Source organism: uncultured Exiguobacterium sp., from assembly GCF_964277885.1.
In the GTDB taxonomy this organism is placed as follows: Bacteria; Bacillota; Bacilli; order Exiguobacteriales; family Exiguobacteriaceae; genus Exiguobacterium_A.
The window spans coordinates 98,056-115,571 of the sequence record NZ_CAXYJR010000007.1 but is presented as its reverse complement, the minus strand read 5'-3'; the positions used below and the strand labels follow the sequence as shown (position 1 = coordinate 115,571).

Sequence of the window (17,516 nt, the reverse complement as noted above, 5' to 3'; positions counted from 1 at the left end):
TCCGGTCAATGTTTTTCAATATTCTTGTCTTTTTTTCGAAAACCAGTATCGCTTCGTCAAGATGAACCGATAAGAAACAGACATCATTTTATTCACATCTTGAGTAATGGAGGCAACTACGTGCGCAACCCTTTTAAAAGTAAGACTACTTCAGCTTATCAAGCTACAATCGGCTTTCCTGATTCCCGTCTCATCACGAAGACGGCAGATCCCGATCTCACATCCCGTCTCGTATACATGGGGTATACAGAAGAACAGCTACAGACACTCAAATCAATGGCGCCTGTCGTTCAAGGCATCTTAGATGAAGTCCTTGAGCAAGTCTTAGACCACCTATTATTGAATCCCGAGATGGCTACGATCGCGAAACAATCATCGACACGTGAACGATTGAAAAAAGTCTTCGCTGACTACTTCACGAGTCTGTTGACCGGAAACATGGACGAGTCGTTCCTCGCGATGCGGACACGGATGGGACAGACGCATAAACACAACTTCGTTCCCGTCACTTGGTTCATCGCTTCTTATGCAGCGTTTCAAACGTTGTTGATTCCGAAAATCGTTGAACATTATCAGCACGACCCAGCACAACTGACGACGGCCGTACTCGCCTTGACTCATGCGATGAACTTAGATGCTCAGATCGTGACAAGTCAATATGTCGATTCTCGCTTGAATGAAGTGACGATGGCGAACGAGTCACGCCGTCAATTATTGACGGACGTCGTGCGCGTCAGTCAGGAAGTCGCAAGCTCCGTCGAACATACGGATCATGCCATCATCGAGACAAGCCGCCGTGCTTCACAAGTGTTGGCAGAAACGGCTCAAACGGAACAGACGAGTCAGCAACTCGTTCAAATGACGATCGCCAACGAACGACAGATGCAACAGATGGAGCAACAATTCGCGCAATCGACACAACAAGTCGGTACTTCACTTGAAAGTATTCATGAATTGAAGACGACGTCGGATGAGATCGTCCAGATGACACAAAGCATCGAAGCAATCGCCAATCAGACGAACTTACTCGCGTTGAATGCGTCAATCGAGGCAGCACGCGCCGGTGAACACGGGAAAGGATTTGCTGTCGTCGCAACCGAAGTCCGAAACCTCGCTGAAAACGCAAAATCATTGAGTAGTAGCATCAATGGTCTGATTCAAAAGAACAATGGCAATATCACACAACTTGTTTCTCAGATGGAAGACATCACACGTGCGAACACCGCATCTCAGCAAGAATTGCAACAAGTCAAACAAGGGATTCAAACAGTCAAAAGTGAGATGGAAAGCTCCCTCACCTTGTTTGGTCGCAATAAGGAAAACCTCGGACAGATCGTCGAGACGATCCAAGGGCTCAGTAAGACGACGCAAGGTTTAACGACTTTGACGACGGATCTTGTCGCCGCTTCGGAGACACACTAAAAAACAGGCATCTCTTCTTCGATTAAATCCGAAGGAAGGGATGCCTGTTTTTACTTTAATCGTCCTGTTCTGCTGTAACGACAAGACGTTGATCGTACCCTTTTGAACTCGTAAACGTACCAATACATGAAATGAGCGTCAGTTTATTCATGACGGTCGCACCAAAGATTGATCCTACTGGTGCTTCATCGACAGGATAGGACATGACGCTCGTCACCACGTATGACATCTGTTGTCCTGTCTTTCCCGTTACTTCAATCCGTTGCCCTTTTTTCAGTTTGGCTAAATCATAAAAGACAGCAGGTCCCTCTTCATCGTCTAGATGTCCTGCTAATACAACATTTCCGGTTTGACCGGCTTTCGCACCATATTTATACCACGCGACTTGATTCGTTTCTTTTGGTACATCCATCCGTCCTTGCTTATCCTTACCGACGACTTCAATGTTCGCTTTCACATCGAGCGTTGGAATCGTAATACGTGTTGGTACGAATGCCTCTTCGTCCACCTTTTCGGATGGAGTTGACGAAGAAGACGTTGCTTCGGTTTGTTTTGGTCTTTCCGGCTTTGTAGTATCTGGAGGTGATCCCGATTGGCATCCGGCTAATACGAGTAAGAAAAGCAGGCTGCTCTTAAGCGTTTTGTTTACGACGGACGACATACGCTGTTCCTACTAACAAGGCAGCAGCTGCTGCGACTGCCCATGGTGTAGCAGAAGTCGTATCAGAAGAGCCACCGAGTCCTGTATCTGGCATCGATGCCATTTCACCGCCATCTGGAATCAAGAGGACATCAAACGCTGGCTCGCCTTTCAGTAAACCGATTGCGAGTGCTGTATAGTTTTTGCCACTATCAAGTTTGACGCCGTCAAGTGCTTTGACGACATCCGTTGCTCCTGCAGGGCGAACTTCAAGGTCATACGTACCTGCATCGAGTGTACCGTAGTCAGAGACTTTCGAGAATTCAAGGTTACTGAAGAGTGGGTCTCCACCTTTTGGTGCGACATCAACAGCAGGTGCATCTGGTGCAAAGTGTGCGACACGGACCATTGATTTTCCGTCTTCGCCTTTGCCGTTGTCTTCCATGACAGCAAGTTTGATATCAGTTAGTTTACCGATTGCTGCGACAGAATAGAATTTACCAGCTTCCACGTTGAGTGTTTGAGAGAGCACAGGATCTTTTGTTGTTCCTGCAGCGAATACTTCTACTTTATGTTCGCCAGCTGGTAGTGTGAGGTAATCTGTGACATCTTTGAATTTTGCTCCTGACACCGCTTTTTTGCCATCGACCGCGATATCGACTGCCGGAGCATCTGGTGAAGCATGAATGACACGAACCATTGCGTCATCCGCTGCGCCTACCGGTAACACGAATAGTGCAAACAGTAATGTAGCGGTCACAAACGATAAGAGTTTCTTCATCTTTTTTCCACCTTTCTGATTGTCAAATGTACATCGCTCTCAAACCAATGTTCTTACACTTCAGAACATTTCCTTCGTGGTGACATCTTAAACTTAAGATACTTCCGTATATGTGTAAAGATTTCAGTGTGCTATGAACTTGTTTTGAAAACATATTGACTTTTTCTTTATTTTCAAAATAAAATATGTAATAAATCAGGTGAAAAGAAGGTTTATTATGATAGATTCTTACGATTTAAAAATTATCGATTTATTAAGACAAGATGCCCGAATGAAATGGTCAACACTTGCACAGCATATCGGTTTATCGGCACCAGCTGTCGCGGAACGCGTCATACGTTTACAAGAGCAAGGTATCATCCGTCAGTTGACGACGGTGCTAGACCCTTCTTCCTTTGACTATCGTCTTGCTGCATTCGTCGCTGTTTCACTCGAGCGACCAGAACATCGAGCGCCATTTCTAAAACGGATTCAAGAACTTGAACATGTACTGGAATGCCATCACGTCGCCGGGGACGATGATTACCTACTTAAAATCCGTTGTCGGGACACGGAACAACTAGATGAAATCATCACTTACCACATCAAAGAATTAGCAGGTATCCTACGGACGAAAACGACAATCATCATGCGGACGGAAAAGGAATCACTCCATTTTCCGTTACCCGAGGTCGACTGATGTTTACGACTGGTTTTGGAATCGGGTTCGCCTTAGCCGCACCCGTTGGTCCGATCGGACTCTTATGCATGCAACGGACACTTCGACATGGACGAATTTCTGGCGTTGTATCAGGTCTAGGAGCCGCAACAGCGGATTTCACTTACGGCGTACTTGCCTTATCTGGTTTTTCACTCGTTCACTCTTTACTCACCCAAGCGACCTGGATGCAATTGGTTGGTAGTCTGTTTTTGTGTTACATCGGTTGGTCGATGTTTCAAGCTTCTTCGAAAACATCGATTTCCGATACGGCGTCGTCACGGTTGAGCGCCTACTTATCCGTTTTACTTTTGACGCTCTTAAATCCGATGACGATCACGCTGTTCCTAGCATTGTTTGCACGGTTTGAGTTGACGATGACGAATGGACAAGACGCCTTTTTGTTTCTAATCGGTATTTTTCTTGGTTCTGCCGCCTGGTGGATCATTTTAGCGAACATCACACATCTGCTCAAGCATCAGCTTGCGACACCCGTTCTACGCATCATCCAATGGACATCCGCTATTCTGATCAGCGGATTCGGTGCGTTCGGGGTCATTCAATTCTTCCTCTGAGCAAAATAAAAGAGACCGACATCACGTCTGGTCTCTTTTGTCTATTTATTTAATGAATCCAATCATCATTTCGCGTAATACTTTCGCTGCTGCGATCGCTGTCATATCCGATTGATCGTACGCCGGGCATACTTCTACCAAATCCGCGCCGATGACGTCGACATCAGCTCGCGCGATCATGTGAACGACTTCGAGCAGTTCCTTCGTCGTCACCCCACCAATTTCTTGTGTTCCTGTTCCTGGTGCTGCTGACGGATCTAGCACATCGATGTCGATTGTGACGTAGACCTTTTTACCGGCAAGTGTTGGAAGAACTTGACGAAGCGGCTCGACGATTTCGTATTTGAAGAGGTTGTAGCCTGACGTCTTCGCCCATTCGAACTCTTCTTTCATCCCTGAACGAATTCCGAATGAATAGCAATTCTCTGGTCCGATCAAGTTTGCGATCTTCTTGAGTGGCGTCGAGTGCGACAATGGCTCTCCTTCGTACTCGTCACGTAAGTCCGTATGCGCATCAAAGTGAAGCACAACGAAATCATCGTAGTGTTTATCGAACGCTTTGACGACGGGCCACGTGACTAAATGTTCGCCACCCATACCGAGCGGGAACTTGCCTGCTGTCAGTAATGAATCGACGTATTCTTCAATCATATCAAGTGATTTTTGTGCATTCCCGAATGGTAAAGGGATATCTCCCGCGTCAAACAACTTCGCGTCGGCGATGTCGCCATCTAAGTACGGGCTATATTCTTCTAGACCAAGTGAGACTTCACGGATACGTGCCGGACCGAATCGTGAACCGGGACGGAAACTGACCGTCCAGTCCATCGGCATGCCGTATAAAATTCCTTTTGCATCCTCGTGAGTCGGTTGACTTGCGATAAAGACTTTTCCTGAATATGCTTCATTAAAACGCATGATTCATTCCCCCTATTCATTGGTCGTTTACTGATGCAAACGCCTCTTTACCTGACAACAGAGCGATTTCGAAGATCGAAACCGCTCTGTTCATGTGTGTCTATAGTGACTGAACTCAACCGTTCGTCAAATCTTTGACGAACTTCGGAAGCGCGAAGGCTGCCGTGTGAAGCTCAGGCGTGTAATACTTCGTGTCGATCTCGTGGAAACGCTCTGGTGCGACAGCAAGCGGATCGTGTTTCTTTGATCCGATTGTGAACGTCCAAAGACCACTTGGATACGTCGGAACGTTTGCGATGTAGAGCTTCGTGATCGGGAAGATTTCTTTGACGTCGCGTTGAACATCACGGATCAAGTCTGGTGTGAACCATGGGTTATCCGATTGTGCGACGAAAATGCCGTCTTCTTTTAATGCTTTTGAAATACCAGAGTAGAAGCCTTTCGTGAACAAGTTGACCGCTGGACCAACTGGTTCTGTCGAATCGACCATGATGACATCATACTCGTTTTCTGCTTCTGCGATATGCATGAATCCATCCCCAACGATGACTTCGACGCGTGCATCGTCCAATCCACCTGCAATGTTCGGGAGGTATTTTTTCGAATACTCGATGACTTTTCCGTCGATTTCAACTAAAACCGCTTTTTCGACGGACGGGTGTTTCAAGACTTCACGGATGACTCCGCCGTCTCCTCCACCAACAACCAGAACCGATTTTGGATTCGGGTGTGTGAACAATGGGACGTGCGCGACCATCTCGTGGTAAACGAACTCGTCCTTATCTGTCGTCATGACCATTCCGTCAAGTAACAACATCGTACCGAACTCGTCCGTTTCAACCATCTCTAGGCGTTGAAACTCCGTTTGTTCGCTCTCATAAACGTGGTTGACACGGAATGTGATACCGTAATCTTCCGTTTGGTGTTCCGTGAACCATAACTTTAATTTTTGTTCCATTTGCGATAGAACCCCTTTCTTTCATCAAGACAAAAGTTGTTCGTATGCGAGTGGCGTTTACGGCGCTTCTTAATCATACAAATGCGAGTATACCGAATTTCGAAAGAAACTTCTATATAATTCGAAAATTTTTGTCTTCCGTCTTTACTCGACGAACGTCACGATTTCATCAAGCGGACGACGTTGCTTCTCACGTTTTGGTTCGTCTGCCCGGTAACCGAATGCGACCATGACCGGCACCGTGAAAACAGAACGATCGAGCAGTCCACGATCGACGAGTAATTGCTCCACTGCTTGCTGGTCGAATCCTTCGATTGGGCATGAATCGATTCCGATTTGTGCCGCCGTCGACATCATGTTCCCAAGTGCGATATAGGCTTGTTTGGCTGCCCAGTCTTCCATCGCTTTCGGGTTATCACCAATCGCGAAATCCTCCTCTAAAAACAGACCGTAACGCTTCGTCCGTCCAGCTTTCGCTTCTTCGGATAAACCAAGGAAATCCATCATCTGCGTGACATGCGGACCATCTGCCTGCATTTGTTCTCCGGTGCGGGCGAGGAACAAGACGAAGTGACTCGCTGTCGGCAATTGTCCTTGTGCGCCCCAAGAAATTTCTTTTAAGGCTTCTCGGATTTCTGGATTTTGAATGACGAGCATGTTCCATGGCTCATATCCGAACGAGCTCGGTGACAGACGCGCCGTTTCTAGAATGAACCGGAAATCGTCTTCTGGGATCATTTGACCATTAAATGTCTTTGTCGCATGACGAGATTGAAATGCTTCAAGAATCGCTTGTTTTTGTTGTTGTTTTTCCATGTGAAGTGCCTCCTTTGAATTGATGCTGCTTTTGTTATATCAAATCTGATTTCCGACCGCCTCTGATTTGCTCACATCAAGCTTTACGTTAGTTTTAAGACGAAACGGGAAATAATAGTATTAACGTCTTCTCTTTCTTTATTTCCGCATTATTTTAAGTACGCATGAATCCAACCTTTTTTTAGTGTACCTTCCTGTAAATCATTAGTTTTTCCGTTCTCATTTCCCAGTTGATTTGCTTTTTTACCAAAGTTTTTGTTACGGTAGTACCCTGCGTGATTAGGTTTTGTTATCGGATGTATGGGGTAATGATAATGTCGTTGCCATCATTTGATACAGAACAACTATGTAAAATTCGAAAGAAGGTGTAGAACACGATGGAAAATAATCGAAAAAGTAAGATCACAACAGTCTTTATGGTATCCGTCATTTTCTGTGTGCTCTTTACCATATGGGGAATCTTACCGGAATCCCTAATCGGTGCAGCTAGTCTCGGAAATGTCACAGCTAAAGCTCAATCGTTTGTCTCTAACGGATTTGGCTGGCTTTATCTTCTTGGCATGAGTGCCTTTTTAATCATTGCTATCTTTTTAATCTTTTCCCGCTTCGGTTCCATCCGACTTGGTAAGGATTCGGACCGTCCTGAATACGGTCTTATTTCTTGGTTTGCCATGCTCTTCAGTGCTGGTATGGGAATCGGTCTTGTCTTCTGGGGTGTCTCAGAGCCATTGACGCACTTCCATACACCGCCGGTCGCAACAGACGATCCGACGGAAGCAGCACGCCTTGCGATGCGCTATTCGTTCTTCCACTGGGGACTACACCCTTGGGCCCTGTATGCGATCGTCGCGCTTGCCATCGCTTACTCGACATTCCGAAAAGGACGTCCCGCTACAATTGGTGACACGGTCGCTTCATTGATGAAGCCTCGGTACGCCTCTGCCGGTAAAGGTACGGTCGAAGTACTTGCTATCGTCGCAACGGCATTCGGTGTCGCGACGTCACTCGGTCTTGGTGCCCAACAAATCTCAGGTGGACTTAACTTCCTGACGAGTAGTGTTCCAAACTCATTCACGACACAAATGATCATCATCGTCATCGTGTCAGTGCTTTATATGATGAGTGCCGCGTCAGGACTCGATAAAGGGATCGTTCGTCTCAGTAACGCCAACATCGTTCTTGCCGTTCTACTGATGGTCGGCGTCCTCTTCCTCGGCCCGTTTAGCTTCATCATGGATCTTTTCGTGCAAACGACAGGGGCTTACCTGCAGAACTTACCCGTCATGAGCTTCCGGGCATCTGCCTTTAACCCAGATGAACGCGAATGGATCAACGGTTGGACAATTTTCTACTGGGCATGGTGGATTTCATGGTCACCATTCGTCGGTACGTTCATCGCCCGTGTCTCGAAAGGACGGACGATCCGTGAATTCGTCATCGGGATCATGCTCGTCCCAACGATTTTTGGTCTCCTTTGGTTCTCTGTCTTCGGTGGATCAGCGATCTGGAACGAATTGTTCCAAAACGTCGATTTGATTTCGACGGTTAATGATAAAGGAGTCGAAACCGGTATGTTCGCTCTGTTTGAGACATTCGGTGGCTTAGGCACGTTCCTTAGTATCGTCGCCGTCTTCTTGATCACGACGTTCTTCATCACTTCGGCTGACTCCGCGACATACGTTCTCGGGATGCTATCGTCTGGTGGTAGCCTGATGCCAAGCTTACGCATCAAGCTCGCTTGGGGTATCATCCAGTCTTCGATCGCTGCCGTCTTACTTTATGCCGGTGGATTAAGCGCTTTACAGGCAGCAGCTGTTCTGGCCGCCTTCCCGTTCATCTTCGTTGTCGGAATGATGGTCATCGCCCTGTTCAAAGATTTATCACAAGAGCCTGATGCGCAAAAAGAAGTCACAGACTTAAAACAAGACGCATAAAACGTTTTGAACTCCTCCTTCCGTCGCATACGGAAGGAGGTCTTTTTTGTTATTCTGAATTATGCTTAATAGAAGAAATGAGGTGACTTATGCGTAAACGTACACGCTGGTTGGTGTCCCTCAGCGTCCTAGCCTTAGGAAGCTGGTTTTTATATCGTGAAAATAACGTCATCGATGTCTCACAGGTGACGGTTACGTCAAGTCGCTTACCGGAAGCGTTTGACGGCTATCACGTCGTTCAGATCGCCGATTTACATGGCAAAGCGTTCGGGAATGAACAAGAACGACTACTGAAGAAAATTGATCGCGAAAAGCCGGATCTCGTCGTCATGACAGGTGATTTGATTGACTCACGACGAAACGGTGAAGAAGCTGCCCTTACACTCATGAAAACGCTCGTCGATCGATACCCCGTTTATTTCGTCACCGGGAATCATGAAGTCCGACGAAATCTAACGATTTTGCCGAAGCTTGAGCAAATGGGTGTCACCGTTCTCCGGAATGAAGTGCGCGTCATTGAATACCAAGGTCAATCGATTTCGTTACTTGGTATCGACGACCCGACGACGACACGTTGGCGTGAAGGACTGTCGGAACCGGATGGCATTCGTCAAAGTCTCGATCAAGCACTACAAGACGTCTCACCTGATGCGTTCCAGCTCTTGCTCGCCCATCGTCCGGAGTATAAATCGCTGTACGCGGAACGATCCATTGATCTCGTCTTGTCCGGTCATGCGCATGGCGGTCAGATTCGACTGCCGTTTACAGAGGGTCTGTATGCCCCCGGTCAAGGCTTTTTCCCAAAAGTAACGGCAGGTCGATATCAGGAACAGCAGACTGAACTGATTGTCAGTCGTGGTCTCGGGAACAGTCTGTTTCCATTTCGTCTGTTCAATCATCCGGAACTCGTCGTCTTGACGCTGAAACGACCATAAAAAAAGAACGTGTGCCGCGGCACACGTTCTTTTTTTAGACCAATGCTTCATGTAGAGCAGCGTCAGCATTTTCCCACATCTCCGGTTTATGTGTCTGTAAGAAATCACGTAACAATTCCTTTGAACGCTCATCCATATGATCGACGACGATCCGTCCTTTAAGGGATTTATCCATCTTATTGACGTGGTCGGCAAGAATCTTGAATCCGCGACGCGCTTCCGCATCGACTAACAGATCGCACGCAGCGACACCACCGTAATAGAAGCCTTCTGGCTTACGACCGACTGTCACCCAGACGATCCAGTACAATTTACCGTTCGGTGTATCGGCTTTATCCGTCGTGAACTTGACGCGCTTCTCAATGGCAGCTTTCGCATGCATCGCACCCATATCGATGTAAGCTTCACCGTCTTCCGGAGAAATGATGACCGGTGACATACTATTTAAACTGAGTGTTCCGACACCAAATCCTCCGTGACCGTCTGTAGAGTTATCTGAAATGATATTAAAGTTAATCTTTTTTTCCATCGTGTTTTGTCCCCTTTTAATCCTGTTACTTCTATCATACCGTATTCCGAGGTGTCTGCAACCAGTCACTCGTAACGGAGGAGCTGTAATTGTTCCTCTGTCGCTCGGCGAATCGTCGGGAGACGATAACACGTCATGGAAGCAATCTCCTCGTGTGCCGGGGGATTGACCTCTTCGAGATGGAGCAAAGCGCGGTCAAATAAGGTTTGCGCTGCACGACCGAATAAAAAGAGACGCTCTAGGGAAGAACATCGCGATCGAATCGCACGTAACTGATGCGCGAGTTCCCGCACCTTCGCCTCGACCTCCTCTTCCATGTCGGCTGTCGGCTTCCGGTTTTGAAACAGTGGTTTAAAACGCACATCGTCCTCAAGCAACGTCAGCATCCCGTATCGCTTTGCTTCTTTTTGATTCAGCATTTGAGCCAAATCTTTATCCGTCACGAGTCGACCGAACGGAATGTTCTGTTCAAATACGATATCTGCAACCTCAAGCCCTTTTGCGCCAGATAATGGATAACTCGTATCCTCCGGTAACGTCCGATCAAAAATCAGTAGCGTATGAATTTTCTTCCGTATGATCGCGTCCATTATGTCTCTCCTTTTCCGCCGTATGTGTATGACTTCTTTCGCTTCCGACAAGAATAGCTCCTACCTTATACCCTTCTTTTTCGAAAACGATGTTCGAATTGACGAATCCCCTATCGAATGCGCTATACTGATGGCGTATCGTCATCATGCTAGAGGGGGAAATGAAGTCATGCCATATGTTACGGTTAAAATGTTATCGGGTCGAACAGTTGAACAAAAACGCGCGTTGATTGAAAAAGTCACGGAAGCGGTGTCGGAAACGACGAATGCTCCAAAAGAAAACATCACGGTCTTCATCGAAGAGATGGAAAAAACGGATTACGGTCAAGCTGGCGTCATGTTCGCGGATAAATAACCAAAAAGAGACGTCCGGTCGTGACCGCACGTCTCTTTTTCCCATCTACTTGATCCTTAAGGAGGAAAACTTATGACTACTGTTACTGTACTTGGTGCGACCGGTCGAACGGGTCGCCCTTTAATTGATCGGTTATTAGAAGACGGCTATGATGTCCAAGCACTCGTGCGTTCCACATCACCGGACTTACCCGTTCACGATCGCCTTCATATCCTGACAGGAGACGCGACGAATCCAGAGGACCTCGGACAAGCACTCGCAGGAAGTACGGCTGTCTTCAGTTGTCTTGGTACCGATCAACAACAGGTCCTCTCGACAGCGATTCCACATCTCGTCACGAAGATGAAGGAAGCAGGCATCGAACGGATCGTCTTCATTGGTACAGCAGGCATTCTCGATGCGTCAGAAGAACCGGGGAAGTATCGTTTCCAATCGAGTGAGTCCCGTCGCCGCTCGACGATTGCAGCAGAGGATCACTTGAAAGCTTATCTGACTTTAAAGGATGCAGACGTCGACTTCACCGTCATCTGTCCAACACAACTGACGGAAGACAACGCACTTGCTGCTGACGACCTGTTGATCGAGACGACACGTTTCACGGCACCGACAGGTCCGATTCCCCGGGAAAACGTCGCGCAGTTCGCTTACGAAGTCTATCATGACGGAACCCATCATCGCGTCCGCGTCGGAATTGCTTCGCATGGATCAACTGAATGAAAAACAAAAAGAGCAATGGACCTGTTGATCCATTGCTCTTTTACGTGTGTAACGATTACAGCAAGACACTGACGACGATTGACGTCAAGACGCTGACAAGTGTTGCACCGTAGAGTAATTTCAAGCCAAAACTAGCTGCAACGCTTCCTTGGCGATCGTTCAATCCTTTAACCGCACCAGCGATGATTCCGATCGACGAGAAGTTCGCGAACGAGATCAAGAAGACAGACACGATTCCGAGTGTACGTTCTGAGAACTCTTTCGTGTACTCAGGAAGGCTTAACATCGCAACGAATTCATTCGTGATCAATTTCGTTGCCATGATACTACCGGCACTGACAGCTTCCGCCCATGGAACACCCATGATGAAAGCGAATGGTGCAAAGATGTATCCGAGAATTTCTTGGAACGAGATATCGAGAACCATGAGGAAGATATCGTTGACCATACCGATCAAGGCATTGTAACCGATCAACATCGCACCAACGATGATCGCGACCTTGAATCCATCCATGATGTATTCGCCGAGCATCTCGAAGAATGTTTGTTTTTCTTCAACGATTTCAAGAATGTCTTCTTCTGGGTCGACCGTGTACGGGTTGATGATCGAGACGATCATGAAACCACCAAACAAGTTCAAGACGATGGCTGTAACGACATATTTGGGTTCGACCATCGTCATGTACGCACCGACGATTGACATCGAAACTGTCGACATCGCTGACGCACACAATGTGTAAAGACGGTTTGCCGGTAATTGACCGATTTGTTTTTTGACTGTGATGAATACTTCTGATTGTCCGATCGCAGCTGAAGCAACCGCATTGTAAGACTCAAGACGTCCCATCCCGTTGACTTTCGAGAGGACGAAGCCAATCCCGCGCATCAAGATTGGAAGAATCTTCGTGAACTGAAGAATCCCGATCAAGGCAGAGATAAAGACGATTGGTAGCAAGACGTTAATGAAGAACGGTTGTGCGCCTTCGTTCGCTAAACCACCGAAGACGAAGTTGATGCCGATTGCCGCATAGCTGAGCAGTTTTTCGAATACTTTCGCTACACCACGAATGATGATGTAACCGAACGATGTATTGAGTAACACATACCCAAGTACGAGCTGAAGAACTAGCATGACCGCAAGCGGTTTCAATTTGATGCTTTTACGGTTGCTGCTGACAAGGAGTGCCAAGCCGAAAACGATAGCCAGTCCGAGTAGTGCGATAAGATATTTCATGAAGTACCCCTCTATCTATTAGTTGTTTATCAGTTGTACATTCGTACGATGTCTGACGTTTAATCTCTTTCCAAGTAATAGAATAATCAATATTTCAAAGAACTACAAGAGGAAAAGTTCATTTAGTAACCGCTTTCGTTATTTTCATAGACTTTCAAGACAAACTTTTCCAAGCGTTCCCGAACATTGTCCTGACTGAGGTTTTGCCTTCCATATGCTTTCCACCCCGGATAGACGTCGATTGTTTCCGGTCCAAAATCAAAAACAGCCCGAATATCCCACGCGTGATCGTAAGAACGTTTCGTCTGTTTGAGGTAACTTTCTAAAAAATGATCTGCCACCTCGACGGATTCGAGCAAAGCAAGATTCAAGCGGCAATGTGCTAAGTCCACTTCAACAGGACCTATACATGCGTTCACCCAATCAATCGTATGACATGTTTCGTCTATTTCGTATAACACATTGACCGGATGGAAATCCCGATGAATAAAACGGATATGTTGACTTTCAATCGGCTGAACAGTTAACAGTCGACACCATAATTTCGGACGATTCGTCCACGTCGGCACGTGTCGTTCCGTCGCATATGGTCGGTAAACATACCGTGCTTCCGGTACCGGCAATGCGTGAATCGCAGCAAGCGTACATGCCAATCGTTCGACGTATACCGTATCGACTCGATCAATCCGAATCTCTCCCGGCGAACGCGTCATATATAACCACGGTGGTATTTCGTCTCTAACATCCGTTTGATAATCCAGTACATCTGGTGCCAAATCACCTGCTGCTTGCAACGCAAATACTTCATGTGAGACGAGGTCGGGCTCTTCTCGCAACCATTCTTGATTCGTATGGACGCGAAGAATTCCCTCACCGACTCGTAAAACGAGGGAGGAAGTCGCCCCTTTTAGGACTTCGACCTCTCCTCCCTCCTGTCCAAGCTGTTGTAAGATTTTCGTAAGGACAGCGGACGATATCATGACGTCACGCTACCAATCAATAACTGGTCGATTTGCATCTTCTCGTTCGCATGTTCACGCAAGTCGTGCAAAATTTCTTGCGGGAAGAACAGCTTCTCATCCGTCTGCCGTGATGTCGCGATGGCTTGAACGAGTGGCGAAACTTGCGAAATCTCTTTCATCTGTCCATTTTTCATCTGTAACATGATTGGTTGTTTACTGATTTCACCGTTATCTCCATATAAATCGTAAGGAAGTCGACTTAATTTATCTTCGAGTAAATAATAAGCCGGATTTAAGCCGATCGCTTCAAACAACTCACATAATTTTTCGTGGACGAGTTCACGTTTTTCAGCCGGGTAATCGACATACTTGAACAATTTTCGATCAACGAATCGACTGGACAAATCTGCAAGGATCGAATCTTGTTCGTTTGCCCACTGCTGAAAATAGAAGTAGACGATCGTCTCGTCAAGTCCAAGGAAATCACGCAACTCCATCTTCTGATCAAACAACGGCATTAAATGAATCGGCGCAATCGCAAACGGATAACCGGACAGATACAATTCCTGTGCTCGTTCGAGAATGGCTTTTAATAGGTAATCACTCGATCGTGTCACCGGATGCAGATAGACTTGCCAATACATCTGATAGCGGCGCATGATATAGTCTTCGATCGAATGCATCCCGGACTGTTTGACGACCATCTGATTCGGCGCCGGACGCAATACCCGAAGCATCCGCTCGAGATCAAATTTTCCGTAGCTGACACCGGCAAAGTGTGCATCACGCAACAAATAGTCCATCCGATCGACGTCGAGTTGTGAGCTGATCATCGTGACGAGCAGTTGATTCGGATGGGTCTTATTGATGATTGACGCCACTTCTTCCGCGAATCCGTCTCCGACCTGATCGAGAACTTTTTTGATTTCCGTATCCCCGAGGATGATCCGCTCTGTCCATGTCTCATGGTTGACACCGAAGACATTCTCGAACGCGTGCGAAAACGGACCGTGACCGACATCATGTAAGAGTGCCGCAGCCAGCGTCAACTCCCGGTACTGATCATCCCAATCAGCGCGACCGTTGAAGACGTCGATCAGTTGTCGCGTGATCTCATAAACACCGAGTGAATGATGGAACCGCGTATGTTCCGCTCCATGAAATGTTAAAAAAGATGTTCCCAGTTGTTTGATCCGGCGTAGTCGTTGAAATTCACGTGTTCCGATCAGTTGCCAAATCAACTGATCACTGACATAGATATAGCGATGAACAGGATCTTTGAAGACCTTCGTTTCCTTTAATTGTCCCAATGATTGATACATATGTTTCTCTCCTTTAAATCGTGTCTATGTCGTTGTTGTTCGGTTTTATCTCAAAGGATTCCTGTCTCCCGCAGCGCTTCGCACAGAAACTTTACACACCCTGTGCTATAATGATGTCGCAAATCTACAATAAAGGAACGAGCCTATGGGAATCGAACTCTTAAAACAAGAACATTATCGTATTTTTGATCAAACGTCACTCGGAACTGCTTTCCATGCGACACAATCGTTTGCGATGGACGACACATTATGTGCTTCCGTCGCAAACGAAGGAGCCGCACTCCGCTCTTGGATTCACCACGAAACCGTCGTCCTCGGCATTCAGGATGCCCGTCTTCCCCATCTTGCTGACGGTGTAACCGTTCTGCATGAACATGGTTTCTCGCCTGTCGTCCGTAATTCGGGTGGTCTTGCTGTCGTCCTTGATGCAGGTGTTTTGAATATTTCACTTGTCCTACCTGAACGTGGTGGCATCGATATCGACAGCGGTTACGAAGCGATGCTTGCGCTCGTCCGCCATATGTTCGCGCAAGAAACAGACGCGATCGTCACCGGTGAAGTCGTCGGATCGTATTGTCCCGGTTCTTATGACTTGTCGATTGCCGGTAAAAAGTTCGCCGGTATCTCGCAACGTCGTGTTCGTGGCGGAGTCGCTGTCCAAATCTACCTTTGTGTCAATGGAAGTGGAAGTCAACGCGCCGCTTTAGTCCGTGACTTTTACGCGGCAGCGCTTCAAGGTGAGACAACAAAGTTCATCTATCCGACCGTCGTGCCGGAAACGATGGCGTCACTCGAGGAACTGCTTGGTACTTCCTTAACGGTCGAGGAGTGCTTACGTCGTGCGTATGAGGCGTTACTTGCGCTCGGCGCTGATTTGACGCCCGCGACGTTGACGGAACTCGAGAACGAGCGTTTCGGCGTCAACTTGAGTCGGATGCTTGATCGAAACGAAAAAGCCCTAGGTTAAGAAAGGAGAGAGCGTGATGATCCGATTGATCACAGACAGTGGTGCTGATGCACCAAAAGATATGTTAGATGCTTATGATTTTACGGTCATGCCGTTCGGTGTATTGATTGACGAAGACACGTTCTTCGATGGAGAATCGATATCTCCGAAACAACTGTATGATAAGATGCGTGACGGTGCGGCGCCAAAGACATTCCAGGTCGAAGTCAGCCGGATGGTCGAAGTGTTCACACGTCACTTCGAACAAGGAGATCCCTTCCTCTATCTCGCCTTCTCAAGCGAATTGTCGGGAACGTATCAAACCGCGAAGATGCTTGCGGAAGAACTCGCGGAAAAGTATCCGAATGTTCCTTATCTTGTACTCGATACGAAAACCGCTTCAACAGGACAAGGATTGTTCGTTCTCGATGTCGCAGAATATGCGAAGACACATTCGTTTGAAGAAACAGTGGCTTACGCTGAAGCCAAAGTGAATACGATTCGCCACCTCTTCACAGTGGAAACACTTGAATACTTGATGCGCGGTGGACGGGTTTCGCGAGCTAGCGCCTTCATTGGTGGTCTCTTATCGATCTTGCCACTGTTGACAGTCGAAGACGGGAAGTTAATTCCAAAAGAAAAGATCCGTGGTCAGAAAAAAGTCATGAACCGGATCGTCGAGTGGATGGAAGAAGCACGTCCAGCGATTGACGGACATCGAATCATGATTGGTCATGGAGATTCGATCGAACGGGCAGAACAGTTAAAACAATTGATTGAAGCACAGTTTTCACCAAGTGAAGTCATCTTGACGATCGCCGGCGCAGCGATCGGTTCACATACTGGACCGGGACTCGTCGTCATTGGGTACGACCTACCACGTTAACAGCATTCATTATTCCTTTATTTAAAACGGGACAGACTCGGTTAAGAGTCCGTCCCGTTTTTTAGGAATTATAGCCGAAGAACAACAGTACCACGCTTAAACCGAGTGAGGAGACGATGAATACGATCGCCATCCCACCCATTCCAAGGACCAGCATCTTCGGTAAATCATTTCGCTTCTTTAGAAGGGCTGTCAATAACCCGACGTTGATTAAGAAGACGACAACGAACGGGAGCAACAGCATCCAACGATCTTGTAGTAGAGCTAAACCATCCATGATGAGATATCCTTTCAAAAAC

General features: G+C 47.1%; 20 protein-coding genes. 9 read left to right on the top strand and 11 right to left on the bottom strand.

The features are described from left to right. Positions 1 to 120 precede the first annotated feature (120 nt). Positions 121 to 1,422, top strand: a complete 1,302-nt coding sequence (locus ACHWTJ_RS14615) for a globin-coupled sensor protein (protein WP_294739437.1) — start codon at positions 121 to 123, stop codon at positions 1,420 to 1,422. Between the two features lie 55 nt (positions 1,423 to 1,477). Here the strand turns inward: ACHWTJ_RS14615 and ACHWTJ_RS14610 are convergent, their stop codons facing one another. Together ACHWTJ_RS14610 and ACHWTJ_RS14605 are read right to left on the bottom strand one after the other, a co-directional pair. Next, positions 1,478 to 2,083 (bottom strand): class F sortase, encoded by a 606-nt coding sequence (locus tag ACHWTJ_RS14610; protein WP_394679920.1) that lies wholly within the window; start codon positions 2,081 to 2,083, stop codon positions 1,478 to 1,480. Continuing rightward, positions 2,055 to 2,843: a DUF4397 domain-containing protein gene (locus tag ACHWTJ_RS14605; protein WP_394679919.1), complete on the bottom strand. Its 789-nt coding sequence runs from the start codon at positions 2,841 to 2,843 to the stop codon at positions 2,055 to 2,057. Before ACHWTJ_RS14605 ends, ACHWTJ_RS14610 begins: the two co-directional genes overlap by 29 nt. 217 nt (positions 2,844 to 3,060) lie before the next feature. Here ACHWTJ_RS14605 and ACHWTJ_RS14600 point away from each other — a divergent pair, with 217 nt between their 5' ends. Beyond that, positions 3,061 to 3,522: an Lrp/AsnC family transcriptional regulator gene (locus ACHWTJ_RS14600; protein WP_394679918.1), complete on the top strand. Its 462-nt coding sequence runs from the start codon at positions 3,061 to 3,063 to the stop codon at positions 3,520 to 3,522. Further along, a complete protein-coding gene (locus ACHWTJ_RS14595; RefSeq protein WP_294751737.1) occupies positions 3,522 to 4,115 on the top strand; it encodes a LysE family translocator in 594 nt (197 codons plus the stop codon). The genes ACHWTJ_RS14600 and ACHWTJ_RS14595 overlap by 1 nt, the downstream gene beginning before the upstream one ends. A 45-nt stretch (positions 4,116 to 4,160) precedes the next feature. On the opposite strand, the gene speB is transcribed toward ACHWTJ_RS14595, so the two are convergent. The 3 genes from speB to ACHWTJ_RS14580 all read right to left on the bottom strand — a co-directional run bounded on the left by speB (position 4,161) and on the right by ACHWTJ_RS14580 (position 6,807). Next, a complete protein-coding gene (gene speB, locus ACHWTJ_RS14590) occupies positions 4,161 to 5,033 on the bottom strand; it encodes an agmatinase (protein ID WP_394679917.1) in 873 nt (290 codons plus the stop codon). Positions 5,034 to 5,148: 115 nt separating this feature from the next. Continuing rightward, positions 5,149 to 5,991, bottom strand: coding sequence for a polyamine aminopropyltransferase (speE, locus tag ACHWTJ_RS14585; RefSeq protein ID WP_023466799.1), 843 nt, complete (start codon positions 5,989 to 5,991; stop codon positions 5,149 to 5,151). Positions 5,992 to 6,135: 144 nt separating this feature from the next. Then, positions 6,136 to 6,807, bottom strand: a complete 672-nt coding sequence (locus ACHWTJ_RS14580) for an NAD(P)H-dependent oxidoreductase (RefSeq protein ID WP_294748479.1) — start codon at positions 6,805 to 6,807, stop codon at positions 6,136 to 6,138. A gap of 377 nt (positions 6,808 to 7,184) precedes the next feature. Here ACHWTJ_RS14580 and ACHWTJ_RS14575 point away from each other — a divergent pair, with 377 nt between their 5' ends. After that, positions 7,185 to 8,741, top strand: a complete 1,557-nt coding sequence (locus ACHWTJ_RS14575; RefSeq protein WP_294739453.1) for a BCCT family transporter — start codon at positions 7,185 to 7,187, stop codon at positions 8,739 to 8,741. Between the two features lie 89 nt (positions 8,742 to 8,830). Beyond that, positions 8,831 to 9,676, top strand: coding sequence for a metallophosphoesterase (locus ACHWTJ_RS14570; protein ID WP_294748477.1), 846 nt, complete (start codon positions 8,831 to 8,833; stop codon positions 9,674 to 9,676). Between the two features lie 34 nt (positions 9,677 to 9,710). Here ACHWTJ_RS14570 and ACHWTJ_RS14565 read toward each other — a convergent pair whose 3' ends face one another. Both ACHWTJ_RS14565 and ACHWTJ_RS14560 read right to left on the bottom strand, forming a co-directional pair. Then, entirely contained in the window at positions 9,711 to 10,205 is a 495-nt protein-coding gene (locus tag ACHWTJ_RS14565) for a YwhD family protein (protein WP_023466794.1), read from the bottom strand. A gap of 65 nt (positions 10,206 to 10,270) precedes the next feature. Beyond that, positions 10,271 to 10,795 carry a hypothetical protein gene (locus ACHWTJ_RS14560; protein WP_294739457.1) on the bottom strand — a complete coding sequence of 175 codons (525 nt, stop codon included), beginning with the start codon at positions 10,793 to 10,795 and terminating at the stop codon, positions 10,271 to 10,273. Between the two features lie 169 nt (positions 10,796 to 10,964). Between ACHWTJ_RS14560 and ACHWTJ_RS14555 the strand changes: the two genes are divergently transcribed. Together ACHWTJ_RS14555 and ACHWTJ_RS14550 are read left to right on the top strand one after the other, a co-directional pair. Continuing rightward, positions 10,965 to 11,150, top strand: coding sequence for a 2-hydroxymuconate tautomerase (locus ACHWTJ_RS14555; RefSeq protein WP_023466792.1), 186 nt, complete (start codon positions 10,965 to 10,967; stop codon positions 11,148 to 11,150). A gap of 72 nt (positions 11,151 to 11,222) precedes the next feature. Beyond that, a complete protein-coding gene (locus ACHWTJ_RS14550) occupies positions 11,223 to 11,867 on the top strand; it encodes an NAD(P)-dependent oxidoreductase (protein ID WP_394679916.1) in 645 nt (214 codons plus the stop codon). 55 nt (positions 11,868 to 11,922) lie between these two features. Here ACHWTJ_RS14550 and ACHWTJ_RS14545 read toward each other — a convergent pair whose 3' ends face one another. The 3 genes from ACHWTJ_RS14545 to ACHWTJ_RS14535 form a co-directional block, all read right to left on the bottom strand. Continuing rightward, positions 11,923 to 13,101, bottom strand: a complete 1,179-nt coding sequence (locus ACHWTJ_RS14545; protein WP_294739461.1) for a NupC/NupG family nucleoside CNT transporter — start codon at positions 13,099 to 13,101, stop codon at positions 11,923 to 11,925. Positions 13,102 to 13,223: 122 nt separating this feature from the next. After that, complete coding sequence (locus ACHWTJ_RS14540; RefSeq protein ID WP_294739463.1) at positions 13,224 to 14,081, bottom strand: phosphotransferase family protein; 858 nt, start codon at positions 14,079 to 14,081, stop codon at positions 13,224 to 13,226. Next, a complete protein-coding gene (locus tag ACHWTJ_RS14535) occupies positions 14,078 to 15,385 on the bottom strand; it encodes an HD domain-containing protein (protein WP_294739465.1) in 1,308 nt (435 codons plus the stop codon). The genes ACHWTJ_RS14540 and ACHWTJ_RS14535 overlap by 4 nt, the downstream gene beginning before the upstream one ends. Positions 15,386 to 15,530: 145 nt before the next feature. Between ACHWTJ_RS14535 and ACHWTJ_RS14530 the strand changes: the two genes are divergently transcribed. Together ACHWTJ_RS14530 and ACHWTJ_RS14525 are read left to right on the top strand one after the other, a co-directional pair. After that, a complete protein-coding gene (locus ACHWTJ_RS14530) occupies positions 15,531 to 16,352 on the top strand; it encodes a biotin/lipoate A/B protein ligase family protein (protein WP_394679915.1) in 822 nt (273 codons plus the stop codon). Positions 16,353 to 16,368: 16 nt separating this feature from the next. Beyond that, positions 16,369 to 17,217, top strand: coding sequence for a DegV family protein (locus tag ACHWTJ_RS14525; protein ID WP_394679914.1), 849 nt, complete (start codon positions 16,369 to 16,371; stop codon positions 17,215 to 17,217). A gap of 61 nt (positions 17,218 to 17,278) precedes the next feature. Here the strand turns inward: ACHWTJ_RS14525 and ACHWTJ_RS14520 are convergent, their stop codons facing one another. Next, on the bottom strand, positions 17,279 to 17,494 hold the full coding sequence (locus tag ACHWTJ_RS14520) for a hypothetical protein (RefSeq protein ID WP_394679913.1): 216 nt from the start codon (positions 17,492 to 17,494) through the stop codon (positions 17,279 to 17,281). Between the last annotated feature and the right edge of the window lie 22 nt (positions 17,495 to 17,516).